This window comes from Paenibacillus tundrae, from assembly GCF_036884255.1.
Classification (GTDB): domain Bacteria; phylum Bacillota; class Bacilli; order Paenibacillales; family Paenibacillaceae; genus Paenibacillus.
This window is the reverse complement of the sequence record NZ_CP145605.1, coordinates 2,225,974-2,251,958: the sequence shown is the minus strand read 5'-3', so window position 1 is coordinate 2,251,958 and position 25,985 is coordinate 2,225,974. Positions and strand designations below refer to the sequence as shown.

Genomic DNA, 25,985 nt, shown 5'->3' with positions numbered 1-25,985 from the left:
TCCAAGCTTCTATGTTTTGCTGTTGGGGAACTTCCTTCTCTTCTTACTTGTGCTCCGCACCTACCGCTTCGGAAATATGACTATACCCGTCTTGGCGCAACAATTCGCGTAATCCGGCATGGATGCGGCGGTTTATTTCTGGCCCTTCATAGATCAGAGCTGTATAAATTTCCACAAGGCTTGCTCCCGCCTTAATTTTCTCATAAGCGTCCTCGCTTGTAAAAATACCACCTGAGCCGATAATCGGGAGCTTACCTTCGGTCTGGCGATAGATCTGACGAATGATTTCCGTAGAGCGATCACGGAGCGGTTTACCGCTTAGTCCACCTGTTTCCTTCGCGTGTTGGTGAGACAGCCCCTCCCGACTAATCGTCGTATTGGTTGCGATAATACCAGCTACACCGCTATCAGCTATCGTTCTCACCATATATTCAAGCTCCTGATCGTTAACATCTGGTGCAATTTTCACAAGAACGGATTTGGCTGCGCCACCAACACTTGCTCGCTGGGCTTCCATCTCATTCATAACTGCAGCAAGCAATTCTTTTAATTCATTCCCATGTTGCAGATTACGCAAATCCGGTGTATTTGGTGAGCTTATATTCACGACAAACAGATCAGCATATTGGTATAGTGCTCGGATGCACTTCGCATAATCCAGATGTGCCTCTTCATTTGGCGTTGCCTTGTTCTTACCGATATTCACAGCAACTGGAATACGGCGTTCCTTCAGACGAGATAGTTCACCTGCCATTGCTTCCGCACCCAGGTTATTGAACCCCATACGGTTCACTAACGCCTCATCGGGAGGCAAACGGAACAATCGTGGCTGATCGTTTCCTGGCTGTGCTAGAGGCGTCACAGTCCCAACCTCCATGAACCCAAATCCAATTGAAGAGAACCCCGTTACAGCTTGTCCATTTTTGTCCAGGCCTGCTGCTAATCCTACAGGCGTAGGGAAGTGGCATCCAAACATATCCACTGCGAGATCAGCCGTTTCACGCACACCATACATTACACGTAAACCAGAAGGCACCGGGCGTATGCTCCCCATACCACTAAGGCCACCAATAATGAGATGATGAGCCTGCTCAGGATCCATTTTGAACAATAGCGGTTTTGCAAGACTTCTGTATAACAAATCGTTCACTCCGTTCTCGTCCGGTACGCTTTTAAAAAAGGCTCTCCCGTCTTTTCATATGTAAAAAAACACTCTATACACAAGTCTATCCGTTTCTTCTTCAAAAGGAAAGTAATTTACGTATAGACACAATCATTTATTCAGATCATCCAAAGATCGGATACAAGTATACGCTTTCCATAAGAATGCTATGATCAGAACCTTACACGCGATACCTGATTTCTTATTTCAAAAAGGCATGATAAGAAATCTACCTGCATACTGGAAAAGAGAAGGGGAATTCTTTACAATGATACCATAGTCACATGAACAACAGCTCGATGATAAGGAGGAACAGCTTATGGCTCCCAAACGTAAACCACCAACACTTCAGCAGAAAAAAGAAGAAGTGAATCGAAAAGCTATCATCTGGACAGCAGCCAGTGTGGTCGGATTAATCATTATTATCAGCGCACTGATTATTATCGCCAATATGTAAATGAACCAACCCATGCTTTACATTTTACATAATCATTAGCAGGCTGTATAAGGGCAGTTCGATGATAATGAAGGTGCATTAATGTGCCATGTATGTACCTAGTTCAACCAGTGATACGTCTTGTTCGGATTATTTTGCTTAGGCACAAGCGTGTCCTTGTAGCGATCTTTCGCTTCTGGAACAACCACGGTATTCGGAAGCAGATCCGCCCCAATCCGCACGGGAGTTCCCTGAGGAGCAAGTGCGAATAGCTCTTCCACATCTGCCTTGTTCATCCTCACACATCCAAGGGATTTATCTAGTCCGATACTATCTGGCTCGTTGGTCCCATGGATGGCATAATTGGTATCCGAGAGCTGCATTCCCCTTGTCCCAAACTCTCCGTTGGAGCGGCCATTTGGATTAACCACTTTATCGCTGATGACAAAGGTACCTTCTGGCGTTCGATCCCCGCCTAGACCCACCTCATAATTGCGAATAATCGTGTCCCCACTGAGGAGCGCAAGCCTGTGATTCTTCTTATCCACAACAATCTCGAGCGGTTCCTTCAGGAAAGGCACACCACCTAGCGTATCTCCAAACACATCGGCTGAATCTACTGTATTGTCGCCTGCAGCGGTACCCATTTGAGGCTTAGTTGCCTTACCTTGTTGATGCATTGCAAGTAGAACAGGAAACATTTGACTCATGCCGGGCGAGGTCTCACCTAGCACATTATTAGGAAACGGCTGCGCAAGTTGGTTTACATTTTTGGGCCAAGCTCCATTCTTTTTCCGATAAGATCCGATTGCACTAGACAGCGATACTGCCACCTCTTGCTTGGCCGTCCAAGCCGCCGCCAACTGTTTCACTTCCTTTGAAACCTCTGGAGGTTCACAGTCACACTGTTTCGCATCATAGCTTTGGGCTGTCAATCTTCCTTTGTTGTTGGTCTGTATGATGTACTTTACTGGCATAATACGCTTCCACAACGACCATTGACCAGACACCTGCATACCGAGAACGGCTGACGTCTGCACGTTCGATCCCGCACCAGCCCAGGCTGCAGCTAATGCAGTTTCGCCCTGACTTCCACCCCCGAAGCTCCCGGCAGTAAATACACTGGAATCATTCCCCTCTGGATCTGCAACTGATGCTTCCCCAGCTTGTTCTTCCTGATCATCTGTTGCAGCCAGCGCATCTGTGAGTGCTGTGGCTGTATCACGGCTGAAGCCAGGAGCATCGGCAGGCGGTACCAACGCAAGCACTAGCAACATGACCAAGGTTAACCATAACTTGCGAACCCGTTGTTTCTTCTCTTTTTGCTCGCCCATCTCCACGAGTTTATTCTGATAATCCACCCATATATCTGCTGGCGCTTTACTGCGCTCAAAAGCTTCATATACCTCCCCAGCCTGTTGAAAGCAGTAATTGGCTTTGGCTTCTTGGCCTTCATTCAAGTACTCCTTGCCAAGCAAATACCAAGCCATTTTATTGTCTGGGTGCTTCTTCACATATGTACGTAAATGAGTATTTTGCATCCGATCCTCCATCAGTTCGCCATTTTCCGTTTCTTCTTATATATCGGCAGATTAACGATTGAAATCCATAGGACTTGAGTCCTCGGATTATTTTCCACTATCTTCTGACACATACGTGTAAACAACGAAAAAGCACGTCCCACTGTGGAAGACAGCAGAAAGTGCTTAGCATGTTACAATATAGATAATGATTTAACCTTCTTTGTTAAAAGGCTCATCCGCAACTTTAATGGAATCTGTAGGGCAACCGTCGCAAGCGTCCTGCATATCATCGAAGAACTCATCTGGAATAGCTTTGATCCCTTTGTTTGCATCACCGTCGAAGATTACTTCTGCCAAGCCTTCATCGTCGTAATCGTAGATGTCAGGTGCTGTTGCTCCGCAAGCTCCACACGCAATACATGTATCTTTTTCAACCCAAGTATATTTACTCATTACAATCTCTCCTCCTAAAAATTCACAAACGTACAGTATTTTTATCTAGAAACATATTAATACAAAGTAAGAGTAATTACAAACAATTTTATAACCGCAAGTCTCTATTATGCCTTATTTAATCAAGACTTTGCAAATTATCTTTTTGCAAGGAAGTTCCCCTTACTTTATGGTCGCGCAGTAACACGGATGGATCGTCACCGATCATGCCCGCGGTTACAACTGCATTTTCCCCAAATTTGTCACGCAATTGATCCATGATCCGAATCAAGCTCTCCTTCTTCGGCTTCTGCTCATATTCAAACAGATCCATCTGAATGGCAGATTCTTCACGCGGGATCAACGTTTGTAAGGTGATTCCTAACATTCGAACCGGTTTCCCACTTCCCCAGTGTTTAGCGAACAACGCACAAGCTTCCCGATATATGATGGACGAATCCTCTGTAGGCACTTCCATTAACCGAGAGCGGGTAATGGTCTTCATGTCCGGCGTGCGAATGGTGATCTGAATACCCTGACTCAACATTTCATGCTTACGCAGCCTTCTGGCGACCTGGTCACTAATATTTAATAGAACTCGCTGCACATCATTCATATCCGATATGTCCGCTGGCAATGTTGTTGTGTGTCCGATGGACTTGTTCGCTTCCCGCTCAGCCTGCACAGGCGAATGATTAATCCCTTTAGCTGAATTCTTCAACCAGGTACCGTTGACACCAAATAGATCTGTGAGCATTCGCTCATCTGAATGGGCAAGCTGTCCAATCGTCTCAATACCGATTTTCTTTAGCTTCTCCGCTGTCTTCTTACCTATGCCAAACAGTTCATTGCATGGTCTATGCCATAGAATGTTGGGCACGTCTCTCATTCGCAGAATGGAAATCCCATTAGGCTTTTTCAGATCCGATGCCATCTTAGCCAGCAGCTTATTAGGCGCGATTCCAATAGAACAGGGTAATCCTAACTCCTCTCGAATTCGATCCTGTATGCTGGCTGCAATTTCCATAGGTGTGCCGAACTGTTTCGAACCGGTGATGTCAAGATAACACTCATCAATAGAGGTTGCCTCAAGCAGCGGTGTATAGCTGTATGCAATTTGCATGAATGCTCTGGAATACTTCCGATATAAATGAAAGTCAGGTCGAATCACAATTAAATCAGGACATTTCTTCATGGCCTGATGGACAACCATGCCTGTTGATATTCCTCTACCTCTAGCTACGTAGGAGCAGGTCACAATGACCCCTTTTCGCACCTCGCTGCTGCCAGCCACAGCCGTCGCCTTGCCTCGATATAACTCTGGCTCCTCCGCTTCATGCACAGAACAGTAAAAAGCGTTCATATCCACATGCAAAATGACCCGCCCGGCGGCAGGATAATATTGTTCAACATGGGTATAATGCGTTCCGTCTGAAGACATATTTAACCTCCGCCCTTCGCATACCGATTCGTAGACCATTGGAAATGTAACATCACACCCCACACTCTATAGTTTATAATATTCCAGTTTCTTATGTAAAATTATTTATAGAGGTTGTGCAAGAACTCTCATTTATACAAGCATTTTGCATCTTGTTAATCATCATCATGGAATTCAAACTGCTTCAATGGACTTGTATAAATTTTGATTAGATGCAAAATGCTTATCGTTCAATTGAATTCCATCATATTTATACTAGCTTCATCATGAGCTAGATGGCGTTTATTTCTGAAAGGACTTGATGATCAACCGAACAATTGCCCATATGCCGACTCCAAATATGATTGTAGCTATTAATGAAATAATTGTATTTTCCCAAACAAAGCTCAATATATCTCCCTCCTTTATCCAATTCTAACAAGCATAACATAATTTTCTCAGTCATTCACGCTGTGCTAAAACTCAAAAATCCTATTTTTGTTACATGAAACTGCGAATTCTATGTAGCATTTGGCTATAATGGTGCTATAATAATTAATTATACAAATTCACGACTTTAGGACAAATCAACGCAGCCAGTTTAACACAGTGTAGCGTTGCAGAATCGAAGGATTTACACAACTTAAACTTTATTACTTTCCCAACTAACCAATTAACTTTTAAAAAAGCGCTTTATCTCAAAGGAGGATCTTCATGTCAAAGGCCATTTCCATCTTCGATACGACTTTACGTGACGGCACACAAGGGGAGGGTGTCAGCTTATCGGCAGATGACAAGCTCAAAATTGCCAAAAAGCTCGATGACCTGGGTGCTCATTATATTGAAGGCGGAATTCCGGGCAGCAACACCAAGGACATTGAGTTTTTCAAAAGAGTCAAGGAATTGAACTTGAACGCCAAGGTGGTTGCATTTGGCAGCACACGTCGGAAAGGCTCTGTCGCCAGTGGGGACGCTAACTTACAACGAATTCTTGAATCAGGTGCTCATGCAGCGACACTTGTTGGGAAGTCATGGGACTTCCACGTGCACACTGCACTGCAAACCACTTTAGAAGAAAACCTCTCCATGATCTATGACTCTATCGCCTATCTTAAACAAAAGGGAATGGAAGTCATTTTTGATGCAGAGCACTTCTTTGATGGCTTCAAACATAATCCAGAATATGCCCAAGCGGTGCTGACCAAAGCGCATGAAGCTGGAGCAGACTGGCTGGTTATGTGTGATACCAACGGCGGAACAATGCCCCATGAGGTGCATGAGATTGTATCGACACTCTACCAGGGACTGCCCTTGGCTCAGCTTGGCATTCATACGCACAATGACTGTGAACTGGCTGTTGCCAACACATTAAGCGCCGTACAAGCCGGTGCAAGACAGGTACAAGGTACGATGAATGGGTATGGAGAACGTTGTGGTAACGCCAACCTGGCTTCCATTATCCCTAACCTACAATTGAAGCTTGGCTATGAGTGCGTGTCTGAAGATTCGATGAAACAACTGACCAACGTAGCACGCTACGTAAGTGAGATCGCGAATGTTAACATGCCAATTAACCAGCCATACGTTGGTAATGCTGCTTTTGCACACAAAGGTGGAATTCACGTCTCCGCCATCTTGCGTGATTCCCGAACGTATGAGCATATCGTGCCAGAACTTGTTGGGAATAAACAACGTGTACTTGTCTCTGAGCTCGCTGGACAAAGTAACATTGTGTCTAAGGCTCAAGAACTCGGGCTTGAGTTCGACCCTAGCAGCGAAAATTCTCGCCAGATTATTGAGAAAATTAAAGGTCTGGAGCACCAAGGCTACCAGTTTGAAGGTGCGGATGCTTCACTCGAATTATTGATTCGTGAGGCCAATGGAGACATCAAAGAACTATTCACCTTTGAATCTTTCAAAATGTTAGTGGAGAAAACAGCCGGAAAACCCGTTGTTTCCGAAGCTTTTGTTAAACTGAATGTAGGCGGAAACAGTGTGTACACCGCTGCGGAAGGTAACGGTCCTGTCAACGCACTCGATAATGCTGTTCGTAAGGCGCTTGTACAATACTTCCCTTCACTCGGCAACATGCATCTTTCTGACTACAAAGTACGTGTCTTAGATGAGAAAGATGCTACAGCAGCCAAAGTACGTGTTCTGATTGAATCCAAAAATACGGAAAACACGTGGAATACAGTTGGTGTATCTGAGAACGTTATTGAAGCGAGCTGGGAAGCACTCGTGCACAGTTTCCGCTACGCGTTACTTCAGGAAAACATACAGGACGAGCCTAGCATCGTTTCAATCGCTGCACATGGGCTAAATAATCATTAAACGCATATTTCCCGGAAAATAAAAGAAGCGCTCTTCTCCAGCAACGGAGAATGGGCGCTTTATTTTTGGTTGAATCCATCGTTTGTCGCCTTATTGAAGACATCATTAGGATTTCCTTTAAGACAGTTACTTTTTAATCACTGCCTTTATTTTACGTTCCAACTCTTCCTCAGGCAAAATGCCAAGAATAACCTCCTGAATCACGCCGTTGGCATCAATCAGTACATTTGTAGGAAAGGCCACTCCGTTATACTTTGCATAAGTAGCTCCGTCTTCATCCAGCAAGATTGGGAAGGTGAGCTTATACTCATCTACAAAGGCTTTGGCATCCTTAAGTTTATCGTAAGATGTCACATTAACACCATACACGTCTAATTTATCTTTGTACTTTGCTGCCAAGGAATTTAGCTCTGGTGCCTCCTGTTTGCAAGGCTCACACCAAGACGCCCAAAAGTTCACAATTATCGCTTTATCCTTAGCTCCACCTACATTGTAGGTTTTCCCGTCCATGGCTGTTAGAGAAAATTCAGGAGCAAGCAACCCTGCACGAGGCCCAGTCTCCGTAGGAAGAGGTTCCTCCTGCTTGAATACCGCTGCAATCCCATCCCCTGCATTTTGCGCTAACGCAAAACCAATGAGTAATACAGCAACAATCCATATGTATAGGTTTCTTTTCACGGTTATTCACCCTCTTATCGTCAGTATCCCGCATGATTTTAACGTTCATATGGAACAAACCTAGATCTTCTCTCATATTGTACCCTTTTCCTTAAAATTTTTACAATCTGAATCCATAAAAATTGGACTTTTTGAACAGCTTCTATAAAATAAAATGAAAAAGGACTCCTGCCGAAACAGGAGCCAAAGAGAGAGGGGTGAATACAAATGGCAGCACTTCGTGGACAGCAGAACACAATCTACATCCTTTCCTCCGTGGAGCAAGAAATATCAGATTACATGTTCCATTCGCTGCCACAGGAAGCCTGCGGGGTTGTGCTGGGTGAAGCTGCAGCGGGCGGCATACGAATCAGTCGGTTTCAGCCCATTCGTAACGTAGCACCTGACCCGCTGCATCATTTCCAACTGGAGCAGGCGGAATGGATTCGTTGCATCTTTCAGGAACCTACGCTTGTTGGCGTATTCCACTCCCATCCTCGAACAGAGCCGTTACCATCTCTGGAGGACATCGACGCCCTTCCGACTTTTGCCGGTTTGCTAAACGTATATCTCATTGGATCACCTGTTCATCCCAGTGATTCAACAAGTCATAACAAGATGAACTTACGTGCTTATGAGATTGAATCCGCGACACAGACACCTGACGAAGGTATCGAATATAGATTACAGCCATTACAATTACGCATGACTTAACTGAGTGTACAGATCCCCCAACGTTTCTACATTATGCTGAATCATATCTTCCAAGTAACATGACCACAGTTGTGCGGTCATCTTCGCATCTTCCAGAGCATGGTGACGACCCTGAATGGTAATGCCTCTCGATTCCAGCAGCTCATCCAGCCCGTAACCTGGTCTACCAGGCTCCAGCCACCGCGCCAACATCATCGTGTCGATCAGTCGGTGCGTAAGCCTTACCTTGGTTGTGCGCCATAACGCTGCATTCAGAAAAGCACGATCATGCCCACTCGCATGTGCGACGAGCACACTACCTCCGACAAATGACATAAAATCATGTAATCCCTCTAGGAGGGAGGGTGCATCCAATGTCATCTCCTGCGTAATTCCCGTGAGTTCAGTGATATGTTCTGGAACTGCCGTCTTGGACTGTACCAACGTGTAGAACTGCTCACCCTCCACGATGACACCTCCATTAATCCGTACTGCTCCAAACGAAAGAATCTCATCTCCATGTTGAGGTGAAAAGCCCGTCGTTTCCAGATCGAACACAACTGCGTCCAACTCGTTCAACGGGGTGTGAAGCACCTCAGGTCTACGCTGTTCTCTCATCATGGAACGGATAAAAGCCATGTGTTGCGCCGTAGGGGCTCCCATTATGGAAGCGATGGCGGAAGGAACCCCTCCCTGGCGCAGCGAATTCCAAAATCCTGTATTGCCCCGTGCCGGCTCTCTCATGGACGTCTCCTCTCCGCGAAACGCAGCTGTCGTTGCAGTGCGCGGTGCACACGACGTACCAGCCCTAATGTATTCCTCAGTTCATAATGCATTTGCTTTTGCTTCATTTGTTTCTCATCCAAAAAACCACTGCTCTGCTGTAGATCCCGTTTGAGCACAGCCGGTGTATTACGACGAAATTCAAGTGCGGATACGAATGCTCTGCCAGCCGCATCCAACAAGGTAAGTGGAACAGCCTCCAGCGAAACCAATCGCTCTATCCGCTTGAGTGTGGATGTTTCTTTAATCCCATGCTGTAATGCTAGAAATCTTGCGCTATTGACCAACGGAATGTATAAACCATATTTCACATCAAATCCTCCTGCATGTTCACCAAAACGCTCAGTGACCACCTGCCCAAGAATATTTAATGTAGCTTTATGTTTGACTGTATTGCGTAGAACAGCATCGGAAAGCTCAGGCACCTGTCTGAACCCTTCGTAAAATTCGTTAATCCATTCTTCCGCAAGTCGATGATCTCCTGTAATAAAGCGCATATCTGAAGCTATAATGAGATTACGAACTGGCTCCCAGGCTAGATCTGAACGCCATTCCGACAGCTGTTGTTTCCAAGCTTCCAGCGTCTTTCTCCACAGCCGCTCGGAACACATGACCTTACCTTCACATTTGGCATACCCAAGCTCTTCTAACACATCCGTAATGCGCTGACCAAGTTCAGCATAATAGGATTCTTTTTCTTCATGCGGCATATCACTAATGATCATGCCATTGTCCTGATCACTCCATAATGTTGACTCTTCCCTGCCTGAACTACCAAAAACGATAAAGGCATAGGGGACGGGAGGTTGGCCGAAGCCTTCCTCTACCATCCCCTGGATGCATAACTCTACTGCTTTCCGGGCAATCCGGTCATGCAGCTCATTTACCGTTTGGTACCATTCAACCTTCGACAAGGAAGCGGACAACAATTCCTGGAGCTCATTCTGTAATACGATTCGTGCCTGGCGCAATTCTTCAACAGATGCTGCAACATCTATTTCCGTATAGGACCAAGAATGGTTGATAAACGGGATGGGTTCCATCATGTCCGGCCTCCTTGAAGCATGATTCAGCAATCTTCAACTTAGGAGCTGAACGTACCGCCTCCGTTGGATTTGCTTTCCGCATGTTTCATTTGCTCAGGATACCCGTAAGTACCATGCTCACTCATATCCAGACCCATTGTTTCTTCTTCTTCCGTAACACGGATACCCATAATCGCTTTCATACCGCCCAGGATAATGAAGGATACAACAAGTACGAAGGCAAATGCGCCTACAAGACCGAGAAGCTGTACACCCAATTGGTGGAAACCACCGCCATAGAACAGACCCGCTTGACCTACACCCGCATGCTCAGCAAGCTCTGGTGTAGCAAACAATCCTGTAGAGATCGCTCCCCACATACCAGCAACACCGTGAACAGAGAAAGCATAGATTGGATCGTCAATACCTTTACGATCGAAATATTGAGCTGTGAAGAATGTGATAATACCTGCCAAAGCACCGATGACGAGAGCTGCCCAAGGCTCAACGAACGCACAAGCACCAGTGATTGCAACGAGTGCCGCAAGCACACCGTTCAACATACTTGGAATATCGGATTTACCAAGAACTGCCCAAGAGATCAAGAGTGCAGCTACACCACCAGCAGCCGCAGCTACGTTGGTAGTCAAAGCAACATAACCGAAGAATCCATCATCCAAAGCTGTTAATGTACTACCTGGGTTGAAACCAAACCAACCAATCCAGAGAATGATAACCCCGAGTACAGAATACACTTGGTTGTGACCTGGGATAATGTTAGGTTTACCGTCTTTGTTATATTTACCGATACGAGGTTTCAACAAGATTGTAGCAACCAATGCTGCTGTAGCACCCGTTAAGTGAACGACTGTCGAACCTGCAAAGTCTTGCATACCCAGCTCTGCGAGCCAGCCGCCACCCCATACCCAGTGAGCAACAACAGGATACATTATAATAGTATAAAGAGTACCGAAAACGATATATACGCTCATCTTTGCGCGTTCAGCCATACCACCGCAAGCAATGGCTAATGACACCGCAGCAAAAGCTAGATGGAATACAAATTTAACGGTCAGTGGAACATCGGAGAATGCTAATGACTCGAAGGAAGCAGCCATTTTGTCCCCACTCAGGAAGAATCCTGTTGTTCCGAAGAAGGCATTACCGTTACCGAATCCAAGGCCGAAACCTAGTGCCCAGAACGCAATTACTGAGATTCCTAACGTCAGGATCGTTTTACCCGCAATATGTCCTGCGTTTTTCATTCGTGTTGAGCCTGCTTCAAGTAGAGCAAATCCCCCTTGCATCAAGAACACCAACACAACAGCCAAGAACGTAAAGGCTGAGTTCAAACCACTTTGAAGCTCGATATTAGTCGGCCCCTCAGCAGCAGCGAATGCGCTGACCGGAAAAGCCAATAAAGTAAGCATTACTAACACCGAAACCAACCATTTCTTTCTCATGAACCCCACTCCCTCACATGTTAAGTTTCTTCACACATCGTGAAACTCTTAATGTCATTATAAGCAGAAGACAGGAAAGTTGACAAGAGTATTTTCAACAAAATTGAAAATTATTTCTGGGAATAAAGTCATACGTCTTTTTCTTGCACTTAAGTACATAATCATAGGGTGTGAGCACATAGATATAGATGGATACACCTCTCATCTTCAAAGCATAACGTTTGACTGTATGGTTAAAGATCATGTATCATATCTATAGTAAGAAAAACTGGGCGAACTGTATTAAGCCGCAGGTGGAATCTACAATTCCCTACATTTGAACTTGCAAGCGAGGTGAATATCATTGGGGATATGAAACTATTTAGAATTGGCGAACTTGCCAAGACCGCGGGTGTAAGCGAACGGACGATTGACTATTACACAAAACTGGGACTCATTGACCCTGAAGAGCGTACAGAGAAAAATTATCGTCTCTATAGTAGTGAAACCTTAACCAGACTAGAACGTATTGTACAAATGAAACAAGAGAAGTATAGTCTCGACGAGATTAAACAATCTCTTCAGAAGTGGAGTCTGGTGAGCACTGAAGAGCAGGTTGCCCATAAACTGACTACCTTAGAACTTCATGTGCAGCAGCTTGAGCGTGAGGTTAACGAGCTCAAACCTCTCCTTGGCGAGATGAAACCTGTACAAGCACGCAAAATGATGGCAGGACTGCTCACGAAGAGCGCAGGTACGATGGAAGCACTGAAAATTCTGCTCGAAAACACCATGATGTAACTTATTATTAGAAAGTGGAGGAATGAATATGAGTTTCAATAACGGTATGTTCGTTTTGATCATTATCGCGTTTTTGCTCTCCTTATGGGCGCAATTCCGTGTAAAAAGTACGTTTAGGCGTTGGTCTGATGTACCCAACCTAAATGGAATGACTGGTTACGATGCTGCTCGTCACATGCTTGACGCTAACGGTCTGCACGATGTTCCGATTGAACCCGTTCGCGGAACCCTCTCTGACCACTATGATCCGATGAACCGAGTCGTACGATTGTCAGAGCCCGTATACTACGAGAATTCGATCTCAGCCGTTTCTGTAGCCTGTCACGAGGTTGGACATGCGATTCAACATAAAGAAAGCTACCCAATGCTTGCACTGCGTCACCGGATCTTCCCAATCGTGAACTTTGCATCTGGCCTAGCTCCATTCTTGCTGATTGCCGGTTTCCTCTTCAACGCTATGAACCTTGTCGGGATCGGTATCATCTTCTTCTCCGTTACCGTTGCTTTCCAACTAATTACCTTGCCGGTAGAATTCAACGCCAGCAACCGTGCACGTGAGATTATGGTATCCGAAGGATATATCCGCAACGAGGAAGAAAAAGGTGTGGCAAAAGTACTGAACGCCGCAGCTCTAACTTACGTTGCTGCAGCATTAATCTCATTGCTTGAATTGATCCGTTATATCGGGATTTTCAACAGCCGTGACTAATTAAATATCTAACATAAACAACAAAACAATACCCCACCGTTAACCGGATGGGGTATTGTTTTGTTGTAGACCGAAATAATTTAATAGAAATGATCGGAACGACTGTGCCACAAGAGGAAGCTTATCATCCGCCCGATGAATTAATCCAATCGTACGTGTCACTTTGGGATGGGAGATTGCTACATGGGCTGGTTGCAAAGGATTCGTTTGAAATAGAGCCATCTCAGGAAGAAGACTGACCCCCATCCCCGCTGCAACTAATCCTCGAATCGTATCTGTCTCTTCACCCTCAAAGGCGATTTTGGGTGTGAATCCAGCTTCCAGACAAGCATGCCATACAATCGGTCTCAGCGAGTAGCCTTTGCTGAACAACACGAACTTGTCATCTTTCAGTTGTTCTAACGCAATCGTTTCTTCATTGGCAAGTGCATGGTTAGGCGGAAGGATTGCATGCAATTCCTCCGTAAGTACAATATCCCCAGCAACCTGATCGTGCTTCTCCGGAAAAGGAGAAATGAACGCTAGATCCACTTCGGCGGACAGCACGTCACGAATTAGAGTAGGAAACATGCCTTGCTTGAATCGGAATTTAACATTAGGATAACGCTGACGAAATGCGGCCACAACAGATGGAATTAGATGAATACCCAGACTGTGCGGAAAACCAATCCGAATCTCGCCATGTTCAGGATCCAAAAATTCATGGACTTCTCCAACTGCTTTGTCCAAATCCTTCAAAATTCCTTCTATGCGTTTACAGAAGAGCTGCCCCACAGCAGTCAATTGCAGATTCCGCCCCTTCTGCATAAACAGATCCACACCGAGCTCTTCCTCTAGTTGATGAATTTGTCGACTTACCGCAGACTGCGCCACGTGCAATTCTTCTGCAGCCTGGGTAACATGCTCCTTCTGTGCTACTTTCAAAAAGTAATGCAACTGTCTTAATTCCACTTAGCCTGATCGCTCCATTCTGCTATACCCTACTTATCCTTACATGCATACCAAGATCACAGATCATCTTCATTACCATTATTGTTACCTCTTTAACATCCGCGGACGCCACAACCGAATGATAAGTCCATAAATAAAGAATCCACCTAATAATCCACCTAAGTGAGCCATCCAGTTAATCCCCGACATCGCAAACGAGAATATAATCCCGAATACAAGCAGTGTATATAACGTTTTGCGCGAAGATTCATCCATGATGGTTCGCTGGAACAAGGCAACATACAGAAACGCACCATAAATACCGTACACCGCGCCCGAGGCACCAACGGATATAGTTGTTTGCCCCAATGAATTGTACCAAGCAAGTGCGAGCACATTGCCCAAAACACCGCTAGCAAGGTACAACACTCCATACCTGATTGACCCGAGGATTCGCTCCATCGGAGGCGCAAACACAACGAGAGCAAAACTGTTGAATAACAAGTGACTAAAACCAGCGTGTAGGAAAATGGACGTAAAGTGCCGCCACCACTCCTCCGAATAAACCGGAAGGTTCGTCAGTGCCCCCCACTCGACCAAGGTTACAGGATTGGTTGAACCACCATTCAAAGACAAAAGAATGAACATCACTACATTTGCAACTAATAACATTGACGTCAAAGGGAAAAACTTCAAATAACTCTTCCAGTTCTCATACCTAATAAATATCATACGTTTCTACTTTCACTCCACCCTGTCAGATCGGCTTTCATCTGATCCATCGTAATAAACTACGTCCACATTGGACAATGTCTTTCATAAAAGATTATAATGGATTTTGGCACGGATCACCAATTAATAAGGAGGAACATTATTATGGCACAAGAACGTACAGGCGCAGCTACATTCAAAGGTAACCCTATCACATTGATCGGTCCTGAACTGAAAGTAGGCGATCAAGCACCTGATTTTACACTCAGCAAAAACCTGATTGAAGAAGTATCTCTGAAAGACTATGCAGGCAAAATTAAATTGATTAGCGTTGTTCCTTCCCTGGACACCGGCGTATGTGATGCGCAGACTCGTCGCTTCAACGTTGAAGCTGGAGAGCTCGGAGACAACGTAGTTGTCCTGACTGTAAGCGTAGACCTTCCGTTTGCACAGGAACGGTGGTGCGGAGCAGCCGGCGTAGACCGCGTTGTTACTTTGTCTGATTACAAAACACGCTCATTCGGTGAAAATTACGGTGTTCTGATCAAGGAATTCCAACTGGACATGCGTTCCATTTTCGTAGTGGATGCCGAAGATAAGATTACATATGTGGAGTATCTGCCTGAAATGACAGAATCCCCTAACTTCGAGCAAGCCATTGCTGCAGTAAAAGCTCTGCTGTAGAAGTCATACACGTCCCAGAACAAAAGCGAGGAAGGCTCACCTTCTCTCGCTTTTTGTTTTGTCATCATCTATTTAGTACGTGTTTGAAAACCTTGAAGGACGCAGTTTTCAGACACGCCCTAATCATTTGCTTTGTATTTTGCCAGCTTCTTATCAAGCACAGAGAATAGATTCATAATTGTACGATAATTCGATCCCAGATCTCCAAGTGAACCACGTGAAGCAGAATACATATCTACCGCACTACGCACAGGGCTAACGGAGATAATAGAAACGGTGATATCCATCGTCCGGCCAAACGTTGTACGCTTTTCCAAGATAATCTCTCCAACAGATGGCACTTCGTGCAGCACTTTATAACCTGGGATTTTCTTTAGTGTAGAAGAAACCTCTTCCCACGCTCTCTCTTTAGATAGGTTATAATACCGTGTTTTTAATTTGGGATCCTTGGCTCGATCGCTGGTTCCCTCCATGCTTCGGATGATACCTACGAGCGTTCTCTTTAAGGTCAAGACCCTTCCTCCTTTGAGTGTAACCGTTCCATTTATGTATTCTAGTGTAACATTGTTCAAGAAGTAACAAAAGGGTAAGCCGCATTTTTAACAAAAATACGTTTCTCCTCACAAAAAAGCACCCTGATACTCCTGGATTAGAGGAAAGTGTCAGGGTGCTGTACTTGTAACATAGGAACCCGCCTATGCCGTCCGGCTACATTGTCTTATGAACCTGCTTGGCAGGTGGGTGGCCGCAAAAATGAATTTGAAGTCCCCATGTCGTATAGACAGGGCGTTTCAGCAACATTTTGTATAGATCTCCCGAAGACATCATCATTGGTTCAAAACAACGAATAACCGAAACGTACATCGCAGGATGTACAGTTATTATATCCCTAACTGTGTAAAAAGTAAATGCCGACAACGTAAGTTTTATTTTCGCAGTGTTTCGTTTTTGTCTTCCACAGGGTTTGCACCCTCAATTGTTTCGACAGCATCTCCAGCTTGTGCCGCTTCCTCTTCTTCCTTCTGCTTCTGCATTTTCTCCATCTGCTCTTGCATCTTCATGAAGGTAGCATAGAAATTAAAGAACGCGAACCAAGCGATAATGCTTACAATAAAGAAGACAAACAATACTGGATACCTAGAGCCGATGTAAATTAACAACCCACTTCCCAGCAAGGTTGAAAATACACGAAACGGTCTAATTAGCGTTAACAAAACTGCATTTTTGATAATTAATCCAATCGACATATGGTAGTGCACAACCATTGAGAAAAAGTTAAACAGTGAAACGAACAATAGCAGCAGCAACACAAGCATGATGATACCTACGAGCTGCATATTTTTGAACTGTGTCATATAAACCGTGTAATCTAGATACATAATGGCAAAAAGCAGTGTATAGAATATACCACCGATCAAACTTTGCTTGTAATTCTCTTTGTAACCTACAAAGAACGTGCGGAAAATCGGTACATCCGTATCACCCATATTCCATTTACGCACAACCGTAAATAAAGCCGAGGTTGCCGGGAACAGTGTAAGCGGTGCCACAATCGCCATAGCCCAGTTCATTTGCAATGATTCGTTAGCCAAGTTCTGTTGCATTACTAAGACCTTCATAATCATGAAAAACAAGAATGGAGACGAGCAAATAGCCCACAACAAGTTGGTTGCGGCAAGTCGTGTAATCCACTCTGTAAGCCTGTATATCCCGCCCATAGCTCCTTTAAATTCCAAACATTTCTCCTCCTCCGCAGCCTTGCGTGTAACCTGAAGTCTAATATTAATATACCTTATTTTATATAGTAAAAGCCAGTACTTCCGCAAAAGAGATGATTCAACTGATCTCGTCCTCTGATCTTCCACATACAAAAAAAAAGAATGAGGCAGTCACCTGCCCCATTCCTTAAATCACGCTTATATGTTATTGAATTAAATGTTATTCAAAAGATGAATCTTTGGCAGGACGACGTCCTTCATTGTTGCTTGGACGAGGTTTGCGGTCACGGTTGTAACCACCTTCTCTGCTTCCACTTCCACCGCTGTTACGATCGCGGTTGTAGCCACCACGTCCGCCGCCACTGCTGTTGCGATCACGGTTGTAGCCGCCGCCACCGCCACTGCGGTTACCACTGTAACCTGATGGTTTACGTCCACCGGAGCGAACATCTGGTTTACGACGTTTAGCACGGATTGGATCTTCTGGAGTCAGATCAACTTGTGCATCTTTTTTGTCACCTGTCAGGAGCTTCAGAGCAGCCGACAAGAGTTGAACCGAATCATATTGCTCAAGCATCTGAATAGCAATGCCTTTGTATTCATTCAGTTCACCAGATTGTACGATCTCAAGCAAACGCTCAGCTGTCAAGCGTTGTTTACCTTCTACAGCCTCTGCCATTGTTGGTAATGGTTTACGTGGAATACGATGACGCGTTACACGCTCAATAAAGTGCAAGTGATCGATCTCACGTGGTGTAACGAATGACCAAGCAGCACCCTCTTTACCAGCACGGCCAGTACGACCGATACGGTGAACATAGCTCTCAGGATCTTGTGGAAGGTCAAAGTTCACAACGTGAGTTACGCCGGATACGTCGAGACCACGAGCAGCAACGTCAGTTGCAACGAGTACATCAATGCTGCCGTCACGGAACTTACGCATTACTGTATCACGTTGGTTTTGAGATAGGTCACCATGGAGACCATCAGCAGAATAACCACGTTTTTGCAACGCTTCAGCCAATTCGTCAACACGACGTTTCGTACGTCCGAATACAATTGCCAGTTCTGGAGATTCCATATCCAGCAAACGGCTCAATGCCTCGAATTTTTGACGCTCAGGCACTTCGATGTAAGCTTGGTCAATCAGAGGTGCACTAACTTGTTTCGGAATTACGGATACATGCTCAGGGTTGTTAAGGAATTGTTGAGCCAATTTTTGAATGTTAGGAGGCATTGTTGCTGAGAACAGCATTGTTTGACGGTCATCTGGAACTTGTTTCAGGATCGATTGAATATCCTCCATGAAACCCATGTCGAGCATTTCATCTGCTTCATCCAATACAACCGTTTGTACATCATCAAGTTTGATTGTTTTACGGTTGATGTGGTCTAGAAGACGTCCAGGTGTACCAATGATAATTTGTGGTTTTCTTTTCAGTGCACGGATTTGGCGAACAATATCTTGTCCTCCGTAGATTGGCAGGGAGCGCAATCCTTTGAAGCGAGTGAGTTTTTCGATCTCTTCGGCAACTTGGATCGCAAGCTCGCGTGTAGGTGCCATGATGAGGGCGCGGATTTTGTCGTCAGTCTTGGAGATTTTGCTAATCAATGGAATACCGAATGCTGCTGTTTTACCTGTACCTGTTTGAGCTTGACCGATCAAATCTCTGCCTTGAAGTGCGATAGGAATCGATTTGGATTGAATCGGTGTTGCTTCCTCAAACCCGAGCTCAGTGATGGCTTGTAGCACCAGTGGTTCAAGATTGAAATCTGCGAAATTTAAATTTGTCAAAATTATTCATACTCCTTCTATATGGTGGACATGGTGGACAATCCACTTTGTTGTCTGTATTCTTAAGTAGCGTTAATATTTATAGGTTATCCCATCTGGTCAAATTATTATCACAATTCATTATAATTCGTGTATGGGTCCCCAACATAAGACTAAAACTACACACATGCGTTTGAAACATTTCAAATTTTATTGATACATTTGGAAAAAGTTTCCTACTCAAGAATATCCACAAATCATTATATCACAAAACAATTCAAGATTACCAGCAATCTGGTTTTAAATATAAATGAGGTGATTAAATTGCCCAAAATAATTTGGCACTGTTTAGTGATCATTTTGGGTGCTGCAGCTATTGCCTGCGGCTTCAACTGGTTCTTAATTCCGCATCAAATGCTTAGCGGCGGGGTATCCGGTATTTCCATGCTTCTGGGTTATTTCACAACCCTGAATCTTAGTATAATGTATTTTGTTCTTAACATTCCCTTGCTCATCGCAGGTTGGTTTATTCTTGGACGACGTTTCATTATATTGAGTATTGTCTCTGTAGCAGCCACATCCTGGTTTATCGGTTTGCTGCCTGTTTTTGCTGTGTCACCAGATCCTCTGCTTAGCTGTGTGTTTGGTGGTATTCTTGTTGGATTGGGCACAGGCATTTCGTTCCGAGTGGGCGGTTCAACCGGTGGGCTTGATATTGTCGGTTCGATCTTCACACGTAACCGTGACTTCCCTATCGGTACCGTTATGGCCGGTATGAACGGAGCGATTATTATGCTCGCTGGTTACTTGAGTGATAATTGGACTATTGCCTTGGCATCCATGGTATCCATCTATATCACAGGTAAAGTGCTGGATCTGATCCACATCAGCCACATCAAAGTAACACTGTACATCATTACGAATGAGACCGAGGCCATGCTGAAGAAATTACTCGTTCGTCCACGCGGAGTTACAAAGATTAAAACCCAAGGAGCATATACCGATATCGAAAAGGACATGTTAATGACTGTAACGACTCGATATGAGCTGGTTGAGATCAAACGAATCATTAAAGAAACCGACCCAAAAGCATTTGTGAATATTGTGGAAACGGTTGGCGTTATGGGTTCCTTCCGTCGAAGTTAAGACACCTGTACGGTTAACAATTATCATAAATGTGGTATAATAATTGTGCACGGCTCCTAAATATGATGTATAGCAGGATCTGCCCTTCAATTTCACAGGCACTTTGCTTTTCCGATTCGCGCCGAATGACTTACCATTTTGGAATTCGAGTAGGAAAGGGTGATTATTGTGGATATGGAAACGGTAAAACTGTTTGAGATCGTCAACAAATGGTGCCCGGAAATGCTCCCTTTCTTGAAACCGAATGAGCTCGACTCACTGATTGTCCTCCGAGATGGGCTGGGCATCTTGGAGCAGGGAGATGCAATGGAAATCATTCAGTACAGTATTTGTGAGCATCAGAACGATATTTACATTCAATAATCTTTAGATTGATCACGCCGCTTCTTGTGAGGGTTGTCCCCATACAGGAAGCGGTTTTCATTTTTTACACATGTTTCATTACTTGGTTAATAAGGTTAAAAGCCGGGAGGGGTTTACTGTATAACGCAGACATGGAAATACATTAAGGGAGTGGAATACAATGAATATGTTTTGGGCCTTACTTGCCATGGCCTGGGGAAGCTTCAGCGGTTCTTCGGTAACATCAGATCAGGGAGTGCAGGCATTTCCATCGATAACGAATAACTTTAATACAGCTATTATTCAATCTCAACAAGATCAGGTGGTCATCGATGCAGACAATCCCCCTGCTAAAATTGATCCTCAACCCGACGCACCCATTGTCAAAGGTATTTATGTAACTGCCTATAGTGCTGGTGGGGCACGCATGAAAGAATTACTGGAACTAATAGACAATTCAGAGTTGAACTCCATGGTCATCGATATTAAAGACGATCTAGGATATATTACATACCCCACAGAAAATAAAACGTTACTGGAAATGGGTACATCCCAACCTTTTATTCGGGATATTGATGCACTGATGAAAAGACTTCAGAAACATGAGGTGTATCCCATCGCACGAGTCGTCGTTTTCAAAGATACCATTTTGGCTGAAAAGAATCCGGAACTTTCTTTCAAGAACAAAGACGGAAGCGTCTGGGCCAACAGTAAGGGAGACAGCTTTGTGAACCCTTATAGCAAAGAGGTGTGGGATTACAATGTTGCAATTGCCAAAGAAGCAGCAAAACTAGGATTCAAAGAAATTCAATTTGACTATGTTCGGTTCCCGGAAGGCTTTGAGAATCGCGCGGATACGTTAAAATATACGAAAACAGACAAATCACGAGTTGATATTGTGGCTGAGTTCGTACAGTACGCTCGTAAAGAGCTTGCTCCATTGGGCGTTAGAGTATCTGTCGATATATTTGGATATGCGGCATCTGTCCCTGCTGCTGAAGGGATTGGACAGGATTTTGTGAAGATTTCAGAGAATGTAGATGTGATCTCACCCATGGTATACCCTAGTCATTACTCTACAGGCTGGTACGGCGTGAAGGATCCGGACAAAGACCCATATACAACGATCAAAGGATCCATGGAAGATACACATAAGAAGCTTGATCCAACCAAGGAGCTTAAGCCGATTATACGGCCATGGATTCAAGATTTTACGGCTAGCTGGTTAGGTAGTGGGCATTACGTGAAATACGGGAAGAAACAAGTCGAAGACCAGATTAAAGCTATGAAAGATATGAATGTGGATGAATATCTACTATGGAATGCATCCAATCGTTATACGCCAGGTGTTAATTACGAATAAATATTGAAGAAGGCACTTATCTGAATTTCTTATGTATTATGTAACGAGCAATGACAGCCCGCACCGTATTAGACGGAGCGGGTTTTTCATGCTACAACGCTCTTCTCTGTTCAAACAGAATAAAATCATCTACAATAAGTAGCTGTCCAGTAATGACACGATGATGATAACTTTATGAGAATAGCGAGGCGCCTCACGTGAACATGACCACAACAAGCTTTTCACAGAAAGCAAAACAATTTTTGATCATATTTCTACCTATTTTCACCACACAGATTGCCTTATCTGCCATGTCATTCTTCGATACCAACATGTCAGGCAAATTTTCTCCATCTGACCTGGCAGGTGTAGCCATTGGTACAAGTCTGTGGATGCCTGTACAGACAGGTCTTAGTGGTATTCTAATCGGAATAACACCTGTTGTTTCCCATTTACTCGGCGCTAAACGCAAGGATCAGATCGGCTACAATGTTATACAGGCTTTATATCTTGGCTTTGCAGTCAGTTTATTCGTTCTTGCCGCTGGAGCCTTGTTGTTAAAGCCCATTTTGAATGCTATGCCGCTGGAGCCGCGAGTGGCTCAGGTTGCTCTTTACTTTTTGAGCGCCCTTGCCTTCGGCATAACTCCCCTATTCGGGTATACCGTTCTTCGAAGCTTTATGGACGCTCTCGGGCAGACGCGAATTAGTATGTTAATTACGTTGATCTCATTACCTGTGAACATACTGCTGAACTACCTGCTTATTTTCGGACGTTGGGGCTTTCCTCAATTAGGCGGAGTAGGCGCTGGTGTAGCTTCTGCCGTTACCTATTGGCTCATATTCCTTATCAGTCTTTTCGTTGTACATCGGGTAGAACCATTCGCTCAGTATGGCATTTTCCGTCAAATGTCTAAAGTATCATTTGGAAAGTGGAAAGAACTTCTCAAAATTGGAATCCCCATCGGATTCGCTACCTTTTTTGAAACCTCTATTTTTGCAGCTGTTACGCTGTTGATGAGTCGTTTCGATACGATTACGATTGCTGCTCATCAGGCTGCCCTGAATTTCGCTTCTACGCTCTATATGTTACCTGTAAGCATCTGTATGGCTCTTACGATCCTAGTAGGCTTTGAAGCAGGTGCTGGGCGAGCCAAAGATGCGAAACAATATAGCCTCCTTGGCATTGGCGGGGCGATTGTGTTGTCTTTGTTAACCGCCGTCGTATTGCTTGTATTCGGTGAACAAATTGCCGGTCTCTATTCGAATGATCAGCAAGTTATTGCACTGACGCAGCACTTTTTGATCTATGCGATCTTCTTTCAGATTTCGGATGCCATCGCTACGCCGACGCAGGGAGCGCTTCGAGGGTATAAGGACGTGAACCCCGCTCTTATCATTACGTTTGTAGCCTATTGGATCATCGGGCTGCCGGTTGGATATATTACAGCCACGTATACGTCCCTTGGTGCTTTTGGTTACTGGGTTGGATTGATTACAGGTCTGGCTGTCGGTGCGGTAGCATTGCTGTGGAGACTGTTCCTGGTACAGCGCAAAGCTGCCACTGAAGCATAAATGGCAAACGCAAAAAGAGCACGCCCCTTGATAAGGGCTGTGCTCTTTTGTTGTTACTTATTTATTATTGGGACAAACGTTGTGCCAGTTCATACGTTTCCACATCAAAATCTTTTTTCGTATTCACGACTTTATCAATATCAGTGAGGACAAGCTCACCTTTGATAATACCACAACCTTTATCCGTCTCACCTGCAATCAGACTGCGAACAGCGAAGTCACCTAGTCGACTTGCCAAGTTACGGTCGAATGGAGTTGGTGTACCTCCACGTTGAATGTGACCCAACACCGTTACTCGCGGTTCATACGTAGGACAACGCTCCATTAATTCTTTTGCAACATCCTCACCTTTACCTACACCTTCTGCAACGATGATGATACTGTGACGTTTGCCATGAGCGAAGTTCGCTTTCATTCGATCTGCTACTTCATCCATATCAAACGGTACTTCAGGAACGAGAATCGTTTCCGCACCAGAAGCAAGTCCTGCGTGCAGAGCAATATCGCCGCAATGACGACCCATGACCTCAACGATGGAAGAGCGCTCATGGGAAGACATCGTATCCCGCAATTTGTTCACTGCATCAACAACTACACTTACCGCTGTATCGAATCCGATGGTGTAATCAGTGAATGAGATGTCGTTGTCAATGGTTCCTGGAAGACCCATCGTGTTGATGCCCAGCTTACTTAACTTGTTCGCACCATTGTAAGAGCCGTCTCCACCGATAACAACCAAACCGTCGATGCCACGAGCACGAAGAATATCCGCTCCCTTTTCCTGACCTTCGGCTGTGTAGAACTCTTTACAACGCGCTGATTGTAGAACGGTGCCCCCACGTTGGATGATATCACCAACACTACGGAGATCCATTGGGAAAATATCGTTGTTCAGAAGGCCTTGGTATCCACGCTGCACACCATATACCTCAAGACCGTGAAATAGTCCGCTGCGAACCACCGCACGAACGGCCGCGTTCATCCCTTGTGAATCGCCACCGCTCGTTAAAACTGCGATTTTTTTTACTGCTGTCATGATGTTTCTTCCTCCTCTAGTTTCACTTCAGGCTCCCGCAACAAATCGCCTGACTTACATGTGCTTGCGAATCCAGCGACTAAAGATAAAGAAAAATACTCTTGTCATTGGACTCTTCTTCATCAAACGCTTGGAAATGGCGCGAACTTCATGTTGTTCGCTTACTTTGGGATCAGACAGGTAAATGGCAAGTAATCCTTCAATGATCATTCGGTGAAAGGAGCTTCCCGGAATGTTCTGCACATCACTGCGCGCCATCTCCACAATAAAAGCAATTCGGTCCAGCATCGTCTCTACATTCTCATAGTAATTACAGAAGTTGAGATCTCCCCCGACACGATCCTCATCCTGGTCGATTAAATAATCGAGCATAATGTGTAATGCGCATACATGCGGAAAATAGGCGGTGTGGATCGAGGCAGCCTGCTCTTCAGTTAACTGCTCGTCGCTCGCAGCCAAAAACAGCATGAATACGCCCAGCGTAGAGCCAGTAGCGGCGGCAAATTCGTTCCAACGAAACTGAGGCGTGCGGTGACGATGCTCCGACCACCACTCGAGCAAAGCCGTTTCTCTCAGTTCCGGTTTGATATGCTTATATACCTGCAGGTCCGTGTATAGGCCTGCCAGATCCTGAATTTGAGGCTTGGCGGACGCATATCCAGGCAGCTGACGAGTCAACTCCTGACATGTAGTCACCAGATTCCGCAAGTACCCACCGTCATCCTGCTCCTCACGAAGAGCATAATAATTGACTGGTGTCGCCTCGGGATCTACCGCATCAAGCATGGATTGATGGAGCAGACGGAAGTCGTTCGGATCCATCGATGTGCTGCGGTCACACAAATTGTCTAAATAATCACTGATGGTTTGGTAAGCAACAATTAGCGGAATTAAGATATGCCTCTTCGGCATATCGGGCAAAGCATAGACCGTACCGCCTTCGCAGTGGAATTGCTTGTCCCTGATGCTGGCAAGAGCTTGATTCCGCAATTCTTCATTCGGAATTTTCTCAGCCTGTTCACGCCACTCATCTAATTTTTTCCGCGTCTCCGGAATCGTGTACTTGTACACCTTTCTCATCAAATCCAATGAATTTCGTGGATATTGATGACGACTCTGATTTGATTGGCTCAAAATAAATGTGCCTCCACTTGGTTGATACGTATTAGAGCGATTTTTAACCAATCCTATTATAATATGAACCCCTTAATTGTACAAATGATGTACCGCATAATCAGGGCAAAAAATCGCTTCCACTGTCAAGGGTTTATGATATACTAGCTTTATTTGAATCATCAAAGGAGTCCTTCA

Annotated in this window: 25 protein-coding genes and 1 other RNA gene; 10 read left to right on the top strand and 16 right to left on the bottom strand. The window is 44.8% G+C overall.

Annotation, left to right across the window (positions count from 1 at the left end):
• Positions 1-43: 43 nt before the first annotated feature.
• Entirely contained in the window at positions 44-1,141 is a 1,098-nt protein-coding gene (locus tag V6W81_RS10210) for a quinone-dependent dihydroorotate dehydrogenase (protein ID WP_145046061.1), read from the bottom strand.
• 340 nt (positions 1,142-1,481) lie between these two features.
• On the opposite strand from V6W81_RS10210, the gene V6W81_RS10205 reads away from it, so the two are divergent.
• On the top strand, positions 1,482-1,619 hold the full coding sequence (locus V6W81_RS10205; RefSeq protein ID WP_164848664.1) for a hypothetical protein: 138 nt from the start codon (positions 1,482-1,484) through the stop codon (positions 1,617-1,619).
• 98 nt (positions 1,620-1,717) lie between these two features.
• Here V6W81_RS10205 and V6W81_RS10200 read toward each other — a convergent pair whose 3' ends face one another.
• The 3 genes from V6W81_RS10200 to V6W81_RS10190 form a co-directional block, all read right to left on the bottom strand.
• Positions 1,718-3,139 carry a L,D-transpeptidase family protein gene (locus tag V6W81_RS10200; protein WP_338542980.1) on the bottom strand — a complete coding sequence of 474 codons (1,422 nt, stop codon included), beginning with the start codon at positions 3,137-3,139 and terminating at the stop codon, positions 1,718-1,720.
• Positions 3,140-3,331: 192 nt separating this feature from the next.
• The gene (locus V6W81_RS10195) at positions 3,332-3,574 is read right to left on the bottom strand and encodes a ferredoxin (protein ID WP_056700300.1); all 243 of its coding nucleotides are present in this window, start codon (positions 3,572-3,574) and stop codon (positions 3,332-3,334) included.
• Positions 3,575-3,692: 118 nt separating this feature from the next.
• Positions 3,693-4,994 carry a DNA polymerase IV gene (locus V6W81_RS10190; RefSeq protein ID WP_145046057.1) on the bottom strand — a complete coding sequence of 434 codons (1,302 nt, stop codon included), beginning with the start codon at positions 4,992-4,994 and terminating at the stop codon, positions 3,693-3,695.
• A 693-nt stretch (positions 4,995-5,687) separates the two neighbouring features.
• Between V6W81_RS10190 and cimA the strand changes: the two genes are divergently transcribed.
• The gene (gene cimA / locus V6W81_RS10185) at positions 5,688-7,307 is read left to right on the top strand and encodes a citramalate synthase (protein WP_338542977.1); all 1,620 of its coding nucleotides are present in this window, start codon (positions 5,688-5,690) and stop codon (positions 7,305-7,307) included.
• A gap of 126 nt (positions 7,308-7,433) precedes the next feature.
• On the opposite strand, the gene V6W81_RS10180 is transcribed toward cimA, so the two are convergent.
• Positions 7,434-7,985, bottom strand: coding sequence for a TlpA family protein disulfide reductase (locus V6W81_RS10180; protein ID WP_338542975.1), 552 nt, complete (start codon positions 7,983-7,985; stop codon positions 7,434-7,436).
• A gap of 207 nt (positions 7,986-8,192) precedes the next feature.
• Between V6W81_RS10180 and V6W81_RS10175 the strand changes: the two genes are divergently transcribed.
• Positions 8,193-8,678: a Mov34/MPN/PAD-1 family protein gene (locus V6W81_RS10175; RefSeq protein ID WP_338542973.1), complete on the top strand. Its 486-nt coding sequence runs from the start codon at positions 8,193-8,195 to the stop codon at positions 8,676-8,678.
• On the opposite strand, the gene V6W81_RS10170 is transcribed toward V6W81_RS10175, so the two are convergent.
• The 3 genes from V6W81_RS10170 to V6W81_RS10160 are packed head-to-tail and all read right to left on the bottom strand — an operon-like array spanning position 8,664 to position 11,928.
• The gene (locus V6W81_RS10170; RefSeq protein ID WP_239289714.1) at positions 8,664-9,401 is read right to left on the bottom strand and encodes an exonuclease domain-containing protein; all 738 of its coding nucleotides are present in this window, start codon (positions 9,399-9,401) and stop codon (positions 8,664-8,666) included. The genes V6W81_RS10175 and V6W81_RS10170 overlap by 15 nt on opposite strands.
• Positions 9,398-10,483 (bottom strand): DUF294 nucleotidyltransferase-like domain-containing protein, encoded by a 1,086-nt coding sequence (locus V6W81_RS10165; RefSeq protein ID WP_338543979.1) that lies wholly within the window; start codon positions 10,481-10,483, stop codon positions 9,398-9,400. Before V6W81_RS10165 ends, V6W81_RS10170 begins: the two co-directional genes overlap by 4 nt.
• 41 nt (positions 10,484-10,524) lie before the next feature.
• Positions 10,525-11,928, bottom strand: a complete 1,404-nt coding sequence (locus V6W81_RS10160) for an ammonium transporter (RefSeq protein WP_145409400.1) — start codon at positions 11,926-11,928, stop codon at positions 10,525-10,527.
• A 351-nt stretch (positions 11,929-12,279) separates the two neighbouring features.
• Between V6W81_RS10160 and V6W81_RS10155 the strand changes: the two genes are divergently transcribed.
• Positions 12,280-12,708: a MerR family transcriptional regulator gene (locus V6W81_RS10155; protein ID WP_128101265.1), complete on the top strand. Its 429-nt coding sequence runs from the start codon at positions 12,280-12,282 to the stop codon at positions 12,706-12,708.
• A gap of 28 nt (positions 12,709-12,736) precedes the next feature.
• Positions 12,737-13,417, top strand: a complete 681-nt coding sequence (locus tag V6W81_RS10150; protein ID WP_056700283.1) for a zinc metallopeptidase — start codon at positions 12,737-12,739, stop codon at positions 13,415-13,417.
• A gap of 39 nt (positions 13,418-13,456) precedes the next feature.
• On the opposite strand, the gene V6W81_RS10145 is transcribed toward V6W81_RS10150, so the two are convergent.
• Together V6W81_RS10145 and V6W81_RS10140 are read right to left on the bottom strand one after the other, a co-directional pair.
• Positions 13,457-14,368, bottom strand: a complete 912-nt coding sequence (locus V6W81_RS10145) for a LysR family transcriptional regulator (RefSeq protein ID WP_056700281.1) — start codon at positions 14,366-14,368, stop codon at positions 13,457-13,459.
• An 84-nt stretch (positions 14,369-14,452) separates the two neighbouring features.
• Complete coding sequence (locus V6W81_RS10140) at positions 14,453-15,079, bottom strand: rhomboid family intramembrane serine protease (protein WP_145046045.1); 627 nt, start codon at positions 15,077-15,079, stop codon at positions 14,453-14,455.
• 144 nt (positions 15,080-15,223) lie between these two features.
• On the opposite strand from V6W81_RS10140, the gene tpx reads away from it, so the two are divergent.
• Positions 15,224-15,742 carry a thiol peroxidase gene (gene tpx / locus V6W81_RS10135; protein ID WP_056700278.1) on the top strand — a complete coding sequence of 173 codons (519 nt, stop codon included), beginning with the start codon at positions 15,224-15,226 and terminating at the stop codon, positions 15,740-15,742.
• A 119-nt stretch (positions 15,743-15,861) separates the two neighbouring features.
• On the opposite strand, the gene V6W81_RS10130 is transcribed toward tpx, so the two are convergent.
• The 4 genes from V6W81_RS10130 to V6W81_RS10115 all read right to left on the bottom strand — a co-directional run bounded on the left by V6W81_RS10130 (position 15,862) and on the right by V6W81_RS10115 (position 19,255).
• Positions 15,862-16,254, bottom strand: a complete 393-nt coding sequence (locus V6W81_RS10130; RefSeq protein WP_145046043.1) for a DUF1499 domain-containing protein — start codon at positions 16,252-16,254, stop codon at positions 15,862-15,864.
• Positions 16,255-16,426: 172 nt separating this feature from the next.
• Positions 16,427-16,617, bottom strand: a non-coding RNA gene (gene ssrS, locus V6W81_RS10125) — 6S RNA.
• A 51-nt stretch (positions 16,618-16,668) separates the two neighbouring features.
• Positions 16,669-17,478: a YesL family protein gene (locus tag V6W81_RS10120; protein ID WP_145046041.1), complete on the bottom strand. Its 810-nt coding sequence runs from the start codon at positions 17,476-17,478 to the stop codon at positions 16,669-16,671.
• Between the two features lie 202 nt (positions 17,479-17,680).
• Positions 17,681-19,255, bottom strand: coding sequence for a DEAD/DEAH box helicase (locus tag V6W81_RS10115; RefSeq protein WP_145046039.1), 1,575 nt, complete (start codon positions 19,253-19,255; stop codon positions 17,681-17,683).
• A gap of 303 nt (positions 19,256-19,558) precedes the next feature.
• Here V6W81_RS10115 and V6W81_RS10110 point away from each other — a divergent pair, with 303 nt between their 5' ends.
• The 4 genes from V6W81_RS10110 (at position 19,559) to V6W81_RS10095 (ending at position 23,638) form a co-directional block, all read left to right on the top strand.
• Positions 19,559-20,380 (top strand): YitT family protein, encoded by an 822-nt coding sequence (locus V6W81_RS10110; RefSeq protein WP_145046037.1) that lies wholly within the window; start codon positions 19,559-19,561, stop codon positions 20,378-20,380.
• A 174-nt stretch (positions 20,381-20,554) separates the two neighbouring features.
• Positions 20,555-20,743, top strand: a complete 189-nt coding sequence (locus V6W81_RS10105) for a hypothetical protein (protein WP_186380855.1) — start codon at positions 20,555-20,557, stop codon at positions 20,741-20,743.
• Between the two features lie 160 nt (positions 20,744-20,903).
• Positions 20,904-22,085 (top strand): putative glycoside hydrolase, encoded by a 1,182-nt coding sequence (locus V6W81_RS10100; protein WP_338542968.1) that lies wholly within the window; start codon positions 20,904-20,906, stop codon positions 22,083-22,085.
• A gap of 203 nt (positions 22,086-22,288) precedes the next feature.
• Positions 22,289-23,638 (top strand): MATE family efflux transporter, encoded by a 1,350-nt coding sequence (locus V6W81_RS10095; protein WP_338543978.1) that lies wholly within the window; start codon positions 22,289-22,291, stop codon positions 23,636-23,638.
• 64 nt (positions 23,639-23,702) lie between these two features.
• On the opposite strand, the gene pfkA is transcribed toward V6W81_RS10095, so the two are convergent.
• The gene (gene pfkA / locus V6W81_RS10090; RefSeq protein WP_056700260.1) at positions 23,703-24,674 is read right to left on the bottom strand and encodes a 6-phosphofructokinase; all 972 of its coding nucleotides are present in this window, start codon (positions 24,672-24,674) and stop codon (positions 23,703-23,705) included.
• Between the two features lie 54 nt (positions 24,675-24,728).
• A complete protein-coding gene (locus V6W81_RS10085) occupies positions 24,729-25,808 on the bottom strand; it encodes a tetraprenyl-beta-curcumene synthase family protein (RefSeq protein ID WP_200956179.1) in 1,080 nt (359 codons plus the stop codon).
• Positions 25,809-25,985 lie beyond the last annotated feature (177 nt).